We start from the raw sequence: 12,781 nt of genomic DNA, 5'->3' as shown, positions 1-12,781 counted from the left end.
CGTCCCACCGCCGCCACCACTGCTACACGCAGTGAGCACCACCATGGAAGCGGCCGCGACGGCCAGCCATCCTCTGCGCATCTCGCTCATCCTTCACACTGTTCTTCATTGGCGTTCTGCACGGCACCGGATCAGCTCCGGGCTGTTGGACGCTTAACGTAGACGTCACATCCCGACCATGTCCATAGACCGGTCAACATTGAAATACAGCGGTTTTTAAGCAACAAAGCTGCCAAGCACTAAAACTTTACTTAACTTGATGACGGATTAGTCTCGTTATCGGACTGCTACCGCAAACCGCTGGACAACGTTGTCAGAACGGGCCAGAATCCACACAAGCACAGTCACAATGCGTGATCACCTCCGGGCGCGCAAAAGCCGTGGCCCCACCCCCGGGACGAGCGGGGGCGGGGCCACGGCCGGGAGCGTCAGACCGTGCGGGCCAACCGGTCGGCGAGCAGCTTGGCGAAGCGGGCCGGGTCGGCCAGGTCGCCGCCCTCGGCCAGCAGGGCGGTGCCGTAGAGGAGTTCGGCGGTCTCGGCCAGCGACGGGTCCTCGGCGCGCTCCTGGTGGGCGGCGCGCAGGGCGTCGACCAGCGGGTGCTCGGGGTTGAGTTCGAGGATCCGCCGGGCGGTCGGGACGTCCTGGCCCATCGCCCGGTACATCTTCTCCAGGGTGGGGGTCAGGCCGTCGGCGGCGCTGACCAGGCAGGCCGGCGAGTTGGTGAGCCGGCTGGTGAGCCGGACCTCCTTGACCTCGGTGAGCGTCTCGCCCAGCCAGCCGAGCAGCGGCGCGTAGGAGCCGGTGCGCTCCTCGGAGACCTCCTCGGCGGGCAGGTCGACGGCGCCGCGGGCGACCGAGCTGAACTCCTTGCCCGCGTACTCGGGGACGCCCTCGACCCAGATCTCGTCCACCGGGTCGGTGAGCAGCAGGACCTCGTACCCCTGGGCCCGGAACGCCTCCAGGTGCGGGGAGTTCTCGACCTGGGCGCGGCTCTCGCCGGTCATGTAGTAGATCTTGTCCTGGCCGTCCTTCATCCGGGCGACGTAGTCGGCCAGCGAGGTCGGCTCCTCGCCGGCGGTGCTGGCGAAGGAGGCGACGTCGAGGATGGCCTTGCGGTCCTCGGCCGGGTCGAGCAGGCCCTCCTTGACGGCGGGGCCGAACTCCCGCCAGAAGGTGCGGTACTTCTCGGCGTCGCCGGTCATCATCTCCTTGACCGTGGCCATCACCTTCTTGGCGAGGCGGCGGCGGATCAGCTGGATGTGCCGGTCCTGCTGGAGGATCTCGCGGGAGATGTTCAGCGACAGGTCGGCGGCGTCCACCACGCCCTTGACGAAGCGCAGGTGGTCGGGGAGCAGCTCGCGGCTGTCCTCCAGGATGAACACCCGCTTGACGTACAGCTGGACGCCGTGCCGGCCGTCGCGCTGGAACAGGTCGTGCGGGCGGCGGGCCGGGATGAACAGCAGCGCCTCGTACTCGAAGGTGCCCTCGGCCCGCAGGCTGATGGTCTCCAGCGGGTCGGTCCAGTCGTGCGCGACGTGCCGGTAGAACTCGCGGTACTCCTCCTCGGCGACCTCGGCGCGCGGGCGGGCCCAGAGCGCCTTCATCGAGTTGAGGACCTGCTCCTCGGCGCCCTCGGTCGCGGTGGCCCGGATCGGGAAGGCGATGAAGTCGGAGTAGCGCTTGACGATCCGCCGGACGGTCGCCAGGTCGGTGTAGTCGTGCAGCCCGTCCTCGCCGTCCTCGGGGCGCAGGTGGACGGTGACCGTGGTGCCCTCGGGCGCGTCCGCGACCTCCTCGACGGTGTAGGTGCCCTCGCCGGCCGACTCCCAGCGGGTGCCGGTGGGCTCGCCGGCCTTGCGGGTCAGCAGGGTGACCTTGTCGGCGACCATGAAGGTGGAGTAGAAGCCGACGCCGAACTGGCCGATCAGCTCGGCGGGCTCCTTGCTCTCGCGCAGGCGGCGCAGCGTCTCGGCGGTGCCGGAGCGGGCGATGGTGCCGATCAGGCCGACCACCTCCTCGCGGGTCATGCCGATGCCGTTGTCGCGGACGGTCAGGGTGCGGGCGTCCGGGTCGAGGGCGAGGGCGATGTGCAGGTCGTCGGTGCGCAGCCGCTCCTCGGTGAGGCCGGCCAGGCGCCGCTTGTCGAGGGCGTCGGAGGCGTTGGAGATCAGCTCGCGCAGGAAGACGTCCTTGTTCGAGTAGATCGAGTGGACCATCAACTGCAACAGCTGCCGCGCCTCGGCCTGGAACTCCAGCGTCTCGGTGGTCATCGGGTCCTTTTCGCTCTGCTTCGCTCGGGTGACGGTACGGGTGACGGTACGGGTACGGGAACACGCGCTCCGTGGCAATCTGGCACACCGGCGGGGGCCCGGACAAACCCCGTGGAAGGTGGGCCCAGACCCACCCGGTCGTACGGGCAGGCCCATGTCGGGGCGGGCGCGCGGTCCGTAGCGTCGGTGGCACACCGACACAGCACGCACGAGAAGCGGGGGACGCCACCATGACCAGCCTCGAAGCCGCCACCGGCACCGACACCGACCCGGGCGCCGGGGCCGACGCCCGGGCCCGGCAGGCGCTCGACACCGTCCGGACCTGCGTCGACCTGTTCGGGGCGGTCGGCGCGATCGTCCTGGGCACCGTCGCCGTGATGGCCGCCACCGGGCACCAGGCCACCGCCTTCATGTGGGTGCGCGGCGCGGTCCTGTTCCTGGCGGTCTTCCTGCTGCGCCACTACCTGCGGCGGGCGGGCGCGGGCGACGCCAAGGCGTTCGACCGCCTGCGCACCCTGAGCGCCGTCTCCCCGATCGCCGTGATCGGCGTCGACCTGGTCCCGGGGCTGTGCCCGGCCTGGTACGCCGTGCTGCAGGGCCTGTCCGCCCTCGCGCTGGTCGGCGTCGCCCTCCTCACCCGGGGCGCCGCGCTGCGCGCCGCCTTCCCCGCCGCGAAGTGACGGCCGCCGGTGGCGGGGCCGGGTCCCCGGCCCCGCCACCGGGGGTGTCAGGCGTGGGCGGCCGCGCAGTCCGGGTGGCCCCAGCTGCCGCCGACCTTGCCGATCGTCTCGCCCTTGCCGTAGGAGCGTCCGCACGGGCACCGGCCCGGGAACTTCGCGGCCAGCGTCCGGCCGCCGCCGCCCGTCGAACTCCGCTTGGCCGCACCGCCGTTGGCGCCGGACGCGGACGAGGACGTCCGGCGGGCGCGCGGGGCGGCGGTGGCCGCGGCCGGGTCGGGCACCGGCAGGTCGGCGGCGGTGCCGGCGGCGGACTGCTGGGTGCGGGCCGCGTCGCTGGCGGCCTTGTCGGCGATGGCGTTCAGCGGGTCGCCGTCCACCTGGTGGGCGGGCACGTAGACGAACTCGACGTCCCGGCCGGTCAGCAGCGCGTCGATCCGCTGGATCAGCTCCTGGTTGGCGACCGGCTTGCCCGCCGCGGTCTTCCAGCCGTTGCGCTTCCAGCCGTGCAGCCACTTGGTGACCGCGTCCCGGGTGTAGGTGCTGTCCAGGCGCACCTCCAGCGGCACCGCCGGGTCGGTGGCCTCCAGCAGGCGTTGCAGCGCCGTCAGCTCCCCGACGTTGTTGGTGTTGCGCCCCAGCGCACCGGACTCCCAGCGCTGCGGGGCGCCGTTCCCGTCCGCGACCACGAAGGCCCACCCGGCGGGCCCCGGGTTGCCCTTGGCCGCCCCGTCGCAGGCGGCGATGACTCGTTCAACCATCCCCCGATCATGCCAGCCCGCGCCCACGCCCCCGCCCCGGCGACCGCGGGAACGGGGGCGGGACGGGGATCCGGGCCGGGCGGACGGGGGCCGGGCCCGGGTGCCCGGGCGGTGCGGCGCGGGGGCTCAGGCGGTGCGGCGGCGGCGCAGGAAGCCGGTGCTCAGGACGCCCACCAGCACCAGGGCGGCGTTCACCAGGACGGCGAGCGCGACGCCGTCCAGCACCGCCCCGGCGGACGGGTGGGCGCCCGCCCGGGCCGCGAAGACCGCGCTCATCACCGGGGTGCCCATGGTGATGCCGATCTGCTGGGTCATGGTGGCCAGGCCGGTGGCCAGGCCCTGCTCGTGGTCGGGCAGGCCGGAGGTCGCGGTGACCATGAAGCCGACGATCACGAACATGTTGCCGACGCCGCCGACGAAGGTCGCCGCCAGCAGCAGCCACAGCGAGGAGCGGCCCGTGCCGAGCAGCAGCAGCGCGGCGGTCGCGGCGGCCTGCACCAGGCCGCCGGTCACCAGGGTGGCGCGGGTGCCGGTGGCGGCGATCAGCCGGGCCGCGGTGGCCCCGCCCAGCACGGTGCCCAGGCCCAGCACGCCGAAGGACAGGCCCGCCGCGAGGGCGGAGAAGTCCAGCACCTCCTGCAGGTAGAGGGTCAGCAGGAAGACCAGCGAGGTCTCGGTCAGGAACGCGATCAGCCCCGCCAGGTTCCCCCGCACCACGCCGCGCCGGCGCAGCACCGACAGCGGCACCAGCGGCGCCGCGGCCCGGCGCTCCACCGCGACGAACACCAGCAGCAGGGCGGCGCCCAGGCCGAGCCCGCCCAGCGCGAGCGGATCCGCCCAGCCCGCGGTGCCCGCCCGGGTCAGGCCGTACACCAGCGCGAGCAGGCCCAGGGTGACCGAGAGCGCGCCGGGCAGGTCGAGCTTCGGGCGGACGTCCGGGCGGCTCTCCCGGATCACCCCCGGGGCGACCAGCAGCACCCCGAGCGCCACCGGCACGTTGACGAAGAACGCCCAGCGCCAGGACAGCAGGTCGGTGAGCACCCCGCCGAGGACCGCGCCGGCGGTGAAACCGGCCGACATCAGCGCCCCGTTCAGGCCCAGCGCCCGCTGCCGCAGCGGCCCCTCCGGGAACGAGGTGGTCAGCAGCGCCAGCCCCGCCGGGGTGACCGCCGCGGTGGCCAGGCCCTGGGCGACCCGGGCCGCGATCAGCACCGCCGGCCCGGTGGCCAGCCCGCCCACCAGCGAGGACGCCCCGAGCAGCGCCAGGCCCGCCAGGAACAGCCGCCGCCGGCCGAACAGGTCGGCGATCCGCCCGAACAGCAGGGTGAACCCGGCCGCGGACAGCGCGAACGCCGTCCCGATCCACTGCAGGCCGTCCAGCGGGAGGCCGAGGCCCCGGCCGATCGCCGGCAGCGCCACGTTCAGGATCGAGAAGTCCACCGCCAGCATGAACTGGGCGACCAGCAGGACCAGTAGGACGGTCTTCTGACGGTTCGTCAATTTCGTTGTGATGCTTGCTTCCTGGAACTCCGCTGCTGCGGCCGTCGCCATGGCGGGCCTCCCTCTCGTCTCGTTCGGCGCGTTCGTCCGGTGACGAGAGGAGCCTGCGCCGGACCGGCCGGCCCACCCAGACCCCTGCGGAAGGTAGCACCCGCAGGGACACCCTGGGCCGGCCCCGGAACCGCCCCGCGCGGGCAGACTGGACGGCATGCAGACATCGACCGCCCTCGGGGAGTTCCTGCGCAACCGGCGGGCCCGACTGCGCCCCGAGGACACCGGGCTGACCCCGTACCCGGGCCGCCGCCGGGTGCCCGGGCTGCGCCGCGAGGAGCTCGCCCTGCTCGCCGGGGTCAGCGTCACCTACTACACCCGGCTCGAACAGGGCCACAGCGGCAACGCCTCCGACGGCGTCCTGGACGCGCTCGCCCGCGCCCTGCGCCTCACCCCCGACGAGCGCGCCCACCTCTACGACCTGGCCCGCCCCGCCCGGACCGGGCGCGCCCCGCAGCACCGGCCCGCCCGGGTCCGGCCCGCCACCAAGCAGCTGATCGACGCGATGCCGCAGGTCCCCGCCGTCGTCCTGGACCGCGGCAACGACGTCCTCGCCTGGAACGCCCTCGGCCACGCCCTGTTCGCCGGGCACCTCGACCCGCACTCCCCCGACCGGCCCGCCGACCGCCCCAACCTGACCCGGCTGCTCTTCCTCGACCCGCACACCCGCGAACTGCACACCCGCTGGGAGGAGGACGCCCGGACCGCCGTCGCCGCGCTCCGGCTCGCCGTCGGCCGCCACCCCGAGGACCGCCGCCTGGCCCACCTGGTCGGCGAACTCGCCATCCAGAGCCCCGAGTTCGCCGCACTCTGGGCCCGCCACCCGGTCCGCGACTGCGCCGTCGGCAGCAAGTCCCTGCACCACCCGCTGGTCGGCCCGCTCGACCTCGACTTCGAGAGCCTCCCGCTCTCCGACGGCACCACCCACCGCCTGCTGCTCTACAGCGCCGCCCCCGCCACCCCGTCCGCCGCCGCCCTCACCCTGCTCGCCGGCACCCTGACCCCCGGGCCCCCGGCCCCCGGGGCCGCGAGCACGACGGCGCAACGGGTTCGGTCCGAACGCTAGTCGGCGGCCCCGTCCAGTACGGCGCCGAGCAACCGGGGGAAGCGGGCGTCGAGTTCGTCCCGGCGGAGGGTCACCAGCCGGGTCTTCCCGCTGACCCGGGTGGAGGTGATGCCCGCCTCGCGCAGGATCCGCCAGTGGTTCGACAGCGTGGAGCGCGGGACCGCCACCCCCTCGGGGCTGCAGGTGGTCTCGCCCTCCGCCGCGAGGCGCCGCAGCAGTTCCAGGCGCACGGGGTCGCCGAGGGCGTGCAGCACCGTCGCCAGGTCGAAGTCCTCGGGCTGGGGCTGGGGCAGTGCGCGCATCGGCTTCCTCCGGCTCGGGGTCGGCGTCTAGTATGACGAACGGTTCAACAGTTCGGGAAAGTCGAATCGATCCTGGGGGAAGACATGAAGGCCCTGACCACGCTGGCCCGGCTGTACGTGGACGACCTGGACCACGCGCTGCCCGCCCTGCGCGAGCTGACCGGCCAGGAGTGCCGCAACCGCTTCCCCTACGGCGACGTGGAGGTGGCCGCCATCGGCGGTTTCCTGCTGGTCGCGGGCACCGACGAGGCCCTCGCCCCGTACCGGGACGTCCAGGCCGCCGTCCTGGTCGACGACCTGGACGGCCTGCCCGCGCTGCTGGCCGCGCACGGCGGCGAGGTCCTCTCCGGCCCGAACCGGGTCCCGACCGGCCGCAACGCCATCGTGCGGCACCCCGGCGGAGTCGTCTTCGAGTACATCGAGCACACCGCCCGCCCCTGACCGGCCCCGCCCCTACCCCGCGCCGAGGGTCGCCAGCAGGACGCCCTTGATCTGCGGCGGCATCAGGTTCAGCCCGCCGACCGCCTCGACCGTGAAGGGCACCTCTTCGAGCAGGTACGCCCCGCGGTCGGTCCGGGAGAACTCCGGCCCGGTGCGGTCCGCGAAGTTCCAAGCGGTGACCCGGGCCGTGTAGAAGTGCTCGGTCTCGCCCCGGTCGTTCTCCCACGCGTGCAACGGCCGCAGGTCGGTCACCTCACCGGCGATCTCCTCCCGGACCTCGCGCCGCAACGCCGCCTCCAACCCCGCGTCCCCCTCCTCCACGCCCCCGCCGACCAGCACCTGGTAGGGGGCGACGCCGGGCCGGACCCGGGTGATGACGAGCATGGTGGCGCGGTCGGTGAGCAGGACGGCGCGGACGCGCTGCTTCATGGGTGGTCTCCGCCGAGGAGAAGGGTCAGCCGATCCAGCCGTGGCTCTTGGCGAGTTGGAGCATCGCGGTGCGGACCTGGAGGATCTGGGTGCCCGTCAGGGAGGGGGCGGATTCCAGGAGGGCCTCGGTGACGTCGTCGAGGTAGTCGTCGGAGGCGAGCTGGTCGTCGTCGTCCACCGGGCGCACCGTGCGGTCGGGGTGGGGGGCGACGGGGGCCTTGGGGTCGACGCCGGGGGCGAGCTGGACGGAGGAGGCCTTGGGGCCGCGGTCGCCGTCCTCGATCTCGAAGACCACGGCGAGGCCGGTGCGGATGTAGGACTCGGGGATCAGCAGGTCGTTGACGTGCAGGAAGACGTCCTCCCCGCCCTGGTCGGGAGCGATGAACCCGTAACCCCGCGAACCGTCGAACCGCACCACGCGACCGGCAACCATGCCAACCCCCAGACACCTTCCGGGCCCCTTGCCCGCAACCTGGGCCCGAGGATAGCCCGGTCGCGGAGGCAAGGCGAACCCGTCGTCCGGGGACCGGCGGGCGGCGCGCCACGGCCCGGCCGCCGGGTGGAACCGGGCGGCCGGGCCGGAGCCGGACGGCGGAGGAGATTCGTGCCCGTTCGGCAGGAAAGGGCGCGGGGGATTTCGCGTCGCCCGACGGATCGTCGACTGCCGGTTCTCCGGCCGTTCTCCCGCCGCCCCCGGTCCGACGTGCCGCGGCTCCGGGGGAGAGCGGCGGTCCGGGCCGACGGTCGGCGGGCGAACGGGGTTCTCGTGGCGGTGGCGCCCGGACTGCGACGGGCCGTCAGCCGCCCTGGCCGGCGCTGCCCATCGGGCCGACCTGCACCTGGGAGCCGCTGCCGTCCGTGACGGGCAGCGAGCCGCCGCCCGGCCAGGTCAGGGTGACCGACTGGGTCTCGTCCGGCGGGGTCACCACCAGGCCGGTGATCCGGACGCCGGAGCCGCCCGAAGTGTTGAGCGGGTAGGAGATGGGGAAGAACGTGGACTTGCCGCTGGCCAGGACGCTCGCGGGCAGCGCCTGGCCGGCCCGCTTGGCGGACAGCGAACCCGCCGAGGTCTGCAGGTCGACGCCCGCGTAGCCGCCGATGCTGCAGCTCTTGCCGCTGTGGTTCTTCAGCTCGACCACCACGGTGCCCTCGGGTTCGTCACTGATGGTGGCGTCCGTGGCCGTCAGGGTCAGGTCCGCGGTCCGGCACTTGGCGGTGCCGCCGCCGGAACCGGCCGGGGCACTGGTGGACGCCGTGCCGCCGCCCTTCGCCGCGGTGGTCTTGCTCTGGCTCGGGGCGGCCGCGGGCGGGGCGGACGCGGCCGGGGCGGCGGTGGAGGCGGCCGCGCTGGTCGGGGCGGCGGCGGCGCCGTCCGTGCCGTCGTCCTGGCAGGCGGTGAGCGTGAGGGCGGCCGCGACGGTCAGGGTGGCGAAGGTGAGATTGCGGACGCGCATGGTGGTCTCCTCGGGGGCTGCTGCTCGGTGCGAGCGAATCTACACAGCTCAGGACCCCCGTCCCGCCCGAAGCGTTGCGCCCCGGGTTCCCCCGGGACAGTGCTGTGACACTTACCACCCCGAACTGCCCGCCCCGGCAACCCTCGTAGCACCTCTGACCTGCCGTGATGTGCCCCGCACCCCGACCCTCCCCACCCCTGCCCCCGCCGGTGGCCGGTACGGATCCGTGACGGGACGGCGGTTGTTCCTCGGACAGTTGACCGACCGCCAGGTGAGGTGGGGTCAACTGGCGGGCTCCGGAGCGCCGCTCGCCGCCGCCTCCCGGTCCGCGCCGCGGGGCCGTCGCCGGTCGGTGCGTGCGGTGCGGGTGGTGCGGGTGGTGCGGGTGGCGAGGGCGGCGATGCCCAGGGCGCCGCCGCTCTGCTGGAAGGTCTGCAGGAGGCCGGAGGCCGCACCGGCGTCCTCCGGGGGGACGCCGCCGAGGACGAGGCCGGTCAGCGGCATCAGGAAGGTCCCGATGCCGAGGCCGAGCAGGAGCAGCGGGACGAGCAGGCCGCCCGGGTAGCCGCTGTGGACGTCCAGGCGGCTGAGCAGGCCCGTGCCGAGGGCGCACAGGGCCAGGCCGGCGAGGACCAGCGGGCGCGGGCCGTACCGGGGCAGCAGGCGGCGGGTGGCGCGGGAGACCGCGAACACGGTCAGCGCCATCGGGAGGAAGGCCAGCCCGGCGCCGAGCGCGCCGTGGTGCAGCACCTCCTGGAGGAACATCGGGACGAACAGCGCGAGGGTGAAGTTGCTCGCCATCGCCAGGGCCATCGCCAGGTAGCCGCCGGTGCGGGCCCGGTCGGCCAGCAGCCGGGGCGGCACCAGCGGCTGCGCGGCGCGCAGTTGGCCCCGGGCGAACAGGGCCAGCAGGACCGCGGCGGCGGCCAGTGCGCCGAGCGCGGGGCCGTTCCAGCCGTGGGCCGAGGCGTCGACCAGGCCCCAGGCCAGCGCGACCAGGCCGGTGGTGGCGGTGAGCGCGCCGGGCAGGTCGAGGCGGCCGGGGTTGCGCGCGGGTTCGGCGACCAGGCGCGGGGTGAGCAGCACGATCGCCAGCCCGACCGGGACGTTGACCAGCAGCACCAGGCGCCAGGAGGCCACGTCGGTGAGGACGCCGCTGGCGACGGTGCCGATCGCCATGCCCAGGCCCGCGACGGTCGAGTACCCGGCCAGGGCCCGGTGCCGGGCCGGCCCCTCGGCGAAGTTGGCCAGCAGCAGCGCCATCGCGCCCGGGGCGGCCAACGCCGCGCCGACGCCCTGCAGGGCCCGGGCCGCCAGCAGCCAGCCCGCGGCGGGCGCCAGGCCGCCGAGCAGCGAGGCGGCGGTGAACAGGGCGACCCCGGCGGTGAAGACCCGGCGGCGGCCGAGGACGTCGCCGGTGCGGCCGCCGAGCAGCAGCAGCCCGGCGTACGGGAGGACGTAGGCGTTCAGCACCCAGGAGGTGCCGCCGTCGGAGAAGTGCAGGCCGGCCCGGATCGCGGGCAGGGCCACCGCCATCGCGGTGGCGTCGACCACGACCATCAGCTGGCAGGCCACGATGATCGCCAGGACCAGGCCGGGGCGGCTGCCGGGGCGGGCGCCGGAAGGGGCGCCGGGGCGGGTGCTGGGGGGAGGGGACGTCACGGCTGCTCGCTTCCGCTTCCTGGTGGCCGGGCGGCAGCACTGAATTTCACCGCCGATTCCCCGGCGTGGTTCGGCGCCCCCCGAATGGCGTGTGGGAACCAGGAAATCCACGAGCGGACGCATTGTCAAGAATGGCTTCCGGAAATCCGGTCGGGCGGAATTCATCCGCTTTCCGGGACAATTACCGGAAGGCAATTGTCCCGTCGGCGGGACAATTTCGCGGCGCCCGCCGAACCGGCCGGAAACCTCCCCCGCCGCCGGGCGCCTTGCTACCCTGAATCAGCCCTGGGGAGGATTCGATGGACCTGCACGCGAGCGGAGCCGACGCCACCGCACCCGACGCCACGGCCGGTGCCGCGACCGACGCCACGGCCGGTGCCGCGACCGACGCCACGGCCGGTGCCGCGACCGACGCCACGGCCGGGCCCGCCGAGCCGAAGGCGAAGCTGGTCAGTGCCCGGGGCGCGGCGGAGATGCTGGGCGTGACCGACGGCGCGGTGCGCAAGCTGATCGCCCGGGGCACCTTCCCCGCTCCCGACGTGCTGCTGGACGCCCGGCGGCTGTGGTGCCGCACCACCATCGAGGCGTACGCCGGGGCGGGGCGCCGCCGCCCGGGCCGCCCGCGCAAGGACCGCACGGAGCTCCGGGAGCCCGAGAGCGGCCAGCAGCAGGCGAGTTGACGCTCCCCGCCCACTCCGGCGCCGGTCAGTCCTGGTCGAGCCGGCTCATGTCGCCGGTGGCGGGGACGCCCTCGGCCAGGCCGTAGCGCAGCAGGACGGTGCCGCGCGGGGTGGCGGCGGGGGGCTCCAGGAGGGTGAGGTTGCTGGGGACGGCGCCGCTCCCGAACGCCTTCTTGCCGCTGCCCAGCACGATCGGGTGCACCCACAGGTCGAGCCGGTCGAACAGCTTCTCGCGCAGCAGGGTCTGCACCAGGTCCAGGCTGCCCACCACCTTGACCCGCTGGTGCCGGGCCCGGACCTCCCGGACGGCGGCGGGCAGGTCGGGGCCGAGCAGTTCGGAGCCGGCCCAGGTCAGTTCGGGCTTCCCGCGCGAGGCCACGTACTTCGGGACGCGGTTGAACAGTTCGGCGAACGGGTTGTCACCGGCCTGCGGCCAGTACGCGGCGAAGATGTCGTAGGTCCGCCGCCCGAGCAGCAGCGCGTCGGTGCCTTCGTAGGCGGCGTCGATCTGCGCCCCGGCGACCTCGTCGATCAGCGGGGCCTGCCAGCCGCCGAAGGCGAAGCCGTCCGGGTCCTCCTCGGGGCCGCCGGGGGCCTGGCCGACCAGGTCGAGGGTGGTGAACAGCTCGATGTCGATGGTTCCCATGGTGTGCGCTCCCGGGGGGTGGGTGGTCCTGTCACGAGTACGGACGGACCGGGGCGGCCGAACTCATCGCTGCCCGCCCGTCCGGTCTCCCCCGCCCAGTCTCCCCCGCCCCGGCGGCGGACGCCCGGCGCGGCGGCCACCCCGTGCGGCGGCCGCCGGGGTGAGGTGCGCGAACATCACCGCGGGCGGGATGCCACGGGTCCGGGGGTCCCGGTTCCCCGGGTTTTCGGTCCGGGGTGATCAGCAGGTGAACAAGGTAGTGACAGTGGTCACTCCGCTGCCCTATCTTCGCGGGGTCCTTCCGATCACCGAGGGCACTGCTCGGCGGGCGTGCAGACATGTGCGCTGCGGTGCTTACGAGGTGACTCCCTGTCAGCCTCCGGAGCCGCTCGTGTCGTCGTCGTCCCAAGTCCCTGCCGCGGGTGCACCGCCCGTGGTCTCCCCGGCCCGGGTGGTGGCCGGGTTGTGCCTGCTGGTGCCGGTGGTGGTGATGCTGTGGGTGCCGTCCTACAGCAAGACCTCGCCGGAGCTCGGCGGCATGCCCTTCTTCTACTGGTACCAGCTGCTGTGGGTGCTGCTGTCGGCGCTGTTCACCGGCGCGGCGTACCTGCTGGTGCGGCGGGACGAGCTGGCCCGCCGGGCCGCCGCCGCTGTTGAGCCGGTTCCCGCGCCCGTCCTGCCCGCGCAGGCCGAGCCCGAGGACGGGGGCCGGGCGTGAAGCACGTCGACTGGACCGCGATGACGGTCTTCCTGCTGTTCTTCGCCGCCGTGACGGTGATGGGCTTCCTGGCCTCCCGCTGGCGGCGGGCCGACGACGCCCAGCACCTGCACGAGTGGGG

14 protein-coding genes are annotated in these 12,781 nt (G+C 74.1%); 5 read left to right on the top strand and 9 right to left on the bottom strand.

Annotated features, from left to right (window positions below):
* Positions 1 to 428: 428 nt before the first annotated feature.
* Entirely contained in the window at positions 429 to 2,273 is a 1,845-nt protein-coding gene (gene htpG, locus ABD345_RS38755) for a molecular chaperone HtpG (protein WP_344559338.1), read from the bottom strand.
* Positions 2,274 to 2,503: 230 nt separating this feature from the next.
* Here htpG and ABD345_RS38750 point away from each other — a divergent pair, with 230 nt between their 5' ends.
* On the top strand, positions 2,504 to 2,953 hold the full coding sequence (locus ABD345_RS38750; protein ID WP_344559337.1) for a hypothetical protein: 450 nt from the start codon (positions 2,504 to 2,506) through the stop codon (positions 2,951 to 2,953).
* Positions 2,954 to 3,000: 47 nt separating this feature from the next.
* Here the strand turns inward: ABD345_RS38750 and ABD345_RS38745 are convergent, their stop codons facing one another.
* Positions 3,001 to 3,711, bottom strand: coding sequence for a ribonuclease H family protein (locus tag ABD345_RS38745; RefSeq protein WP_344559336.1), 711 nt, complete (start codon positions 3,709 to 3,711; stop codon positions 3,001 to 3,003).
* Between the two features lie 126 nt (positions 3,712 to 3,837).
* Complete coding sequence (locus tag ABD345_RS38740) at positions 3,838 to 5,262, bottom strand: MFS transporter (RefSeq protein WP_344559334.1); 1,425 nt, start codon at positions 5,260 to 5,262, stop codon at positions 3,838 to 3,840.
* A 157-nt stretch (positions 5,263 to 5,419) separates the two neighbouring features.
* Here ABD345_RS38740 and ABD345_RS38735 point away from each other — a divergent pair, with 157 nt between their 5' ends.
* On the top strand, positions 5,420 to 6,328 hold the full coding sequence (locus ABD345_RS38735; protein ID WP_344559332.1) for a helix-turn-helix domain-containing protein: 909 nt from the start codon (positions 5,420 to 5,422) through the stop codon (positions 6,326 to 6,328).
* Here the strand turns inward: ABD345_RS38735 and ABD345_RS38730 are convergent.
* On the bottom strand, positions 6,325 to 6,630 hold the full coding sequence (locus tag ABD345_RS38730) for an ArsR/SmtB family transcription factor (RefSeq protein ID WP_344559330.1): 306 nt from the start codon (positions 6,628 to 6,630) through the stop codon (positions 6,325 to 6,327). The two genes, ABD345_RS38735 and ABD345_RS38730, sit on opposite strands and share 4 nt — an antisense overlap.
* Before the next feature lie 84 nt (positions 6,631 to 6,714).
* On the opposite strand from ABD345_RS38730, the gene ABD345_RS38725 reads away from it, so the two are divergent.
* The gene (locus ABD345_RS38725; protein ID WP_344559328.1) at positions 6,715 to 7,071 is read left to right on the top strand and encodes a VOC family protein; all 357 of its coding nucleotides are present in this window, start codon (positions 6,715 to 6,717) and stop codon (positions 7,069 to 7,071) included.
* A 12-nt stretch (positions 7,072 to 7,083) separates the two neighbouring features.
* Here the strand turns inward: ABD345_RS38725 and ABD345_RS38720 are convergent, their stop codons facing one another.
* The 4 genes from ABD345_RS38720 to ABD345_RS38705 all read right to left on the bottom strand — a co-directional run bounded on the left by ABD345_RS38720 (position 7,084) and on the right by ABD345_RS38705 (position 10,616).
* The gene (locus ABD345_RS38720) at positions 7,084 to 7,500 is read right to left on the bottom strand and encodes an NUDIX hydrolase (protein ID WP_344559326.1); all 417 of its coding nucleotides are present in this window, start codon (positions 7,498 to 7,500) and stop codon (positions 7,084 to 7,086) included.
* 25 nt (positions 7,501 to 7,525) lie between these two features.
* Positions 7,526 to 7,933, bottom strand: a complete 408-nt coding sequence (locus tag ABD345_RS38715) for a cold-shock protein (RefSeq protein WP_344559325.1) — start codon at positions 7,931 to 7,933, stop codon at positions 7,526 to 7,528.
* A 364-nt stretch (positions 7,934 to 8,297) separates the two neighbouring features.
* Positions 8,298 to 8,954: a DUF4232 domain-containing protein gene (locus ABD345_RS38710; RefSeq protein ID WP_344559324.1), complete on the bottom strand. Its 657-nt coding sequence runs from the start codon at positions 8,952 to 8,954 to the stop codon at positions 8,298 to 8,300.
* Between the two features lie 282 nt (positions 8,955 to 9,236).
* Positions 9,237 to 10,616, bottom strand: a complete 1,380-nt coding sequence (locus ABD345_RS38705; protein WP_344559323.1) for an MFS transporter — start codon at positions 10,614 to 10,616, stop codon at positions 9,237 to 9,239.
* A 299-nt stretch (positions 10,617 to 10,915) separates the two neighbouring features.
* Here ABD345_RS38705 and ABD345_RS38700 point away from each other — a divergent pair, with 299 nt between their 5' ends.
* Entirely contained in the window at positions 10,916 to 11,296 is a 381-nt protein-coding gene (locus tag ABD345_RS38700) for a helix-turn-helix transcriptional regulator (RefSeq protein WP_344559322.1), read from the top strand.
* Positions 11,297 to 11,321: 25 nt separating this feature from the next.
* Here ABD345_RS38700 and ABD345_RS38695 read toward each other — a convergent pair whose 3' ends face one another.
* The gene (locus ABD345_RS38695; protein WP_344559321.1) at positions 11,322 to 11,942 is read right to left on the bottom strand and encodes a dihydrofolate reductase family protein; all 621 of its coding nucleotides are present in this window, start codon (positions 11,940 to 11,942) and stop codon (positions 11,322 to 11,324) included.
* Positions 11,943 to 12,375: 433 nt separating this feature from the next.
* Here ABD345_RS38695 and ABD345_RS38690 point away from each other — a divergent pair, with 433 nt between their 5' ends.
* A complete protein-coding gene (locus ABD345_RS38690) occupies positions 12,376 to 12,660 on the top strand; it encodes a DUF3311 domain-containing protein (RefSeq protein ID WP_344559319.1) in 285 nt (94 codons plus the stop codon).
* Positions 12,661 to 12,781: the final 121 nt, after the last annotated feature.

The organism is Kitasatospora saccharophila, assembly GCF_039529925.1.
In the GTDB taxonomy this organism is placed as follows: domain Bacteria; phylum Actinomycetota; class Actinomycetes; order Streptomycetales; family Streptomycetaceae; genus Kitasatospora; species Kitasatospora saccharophila.
Note: the sequence above shows the minus strand (reverse complement) of the source record. Positions and strands in the feature narration are given on the sequence as shown.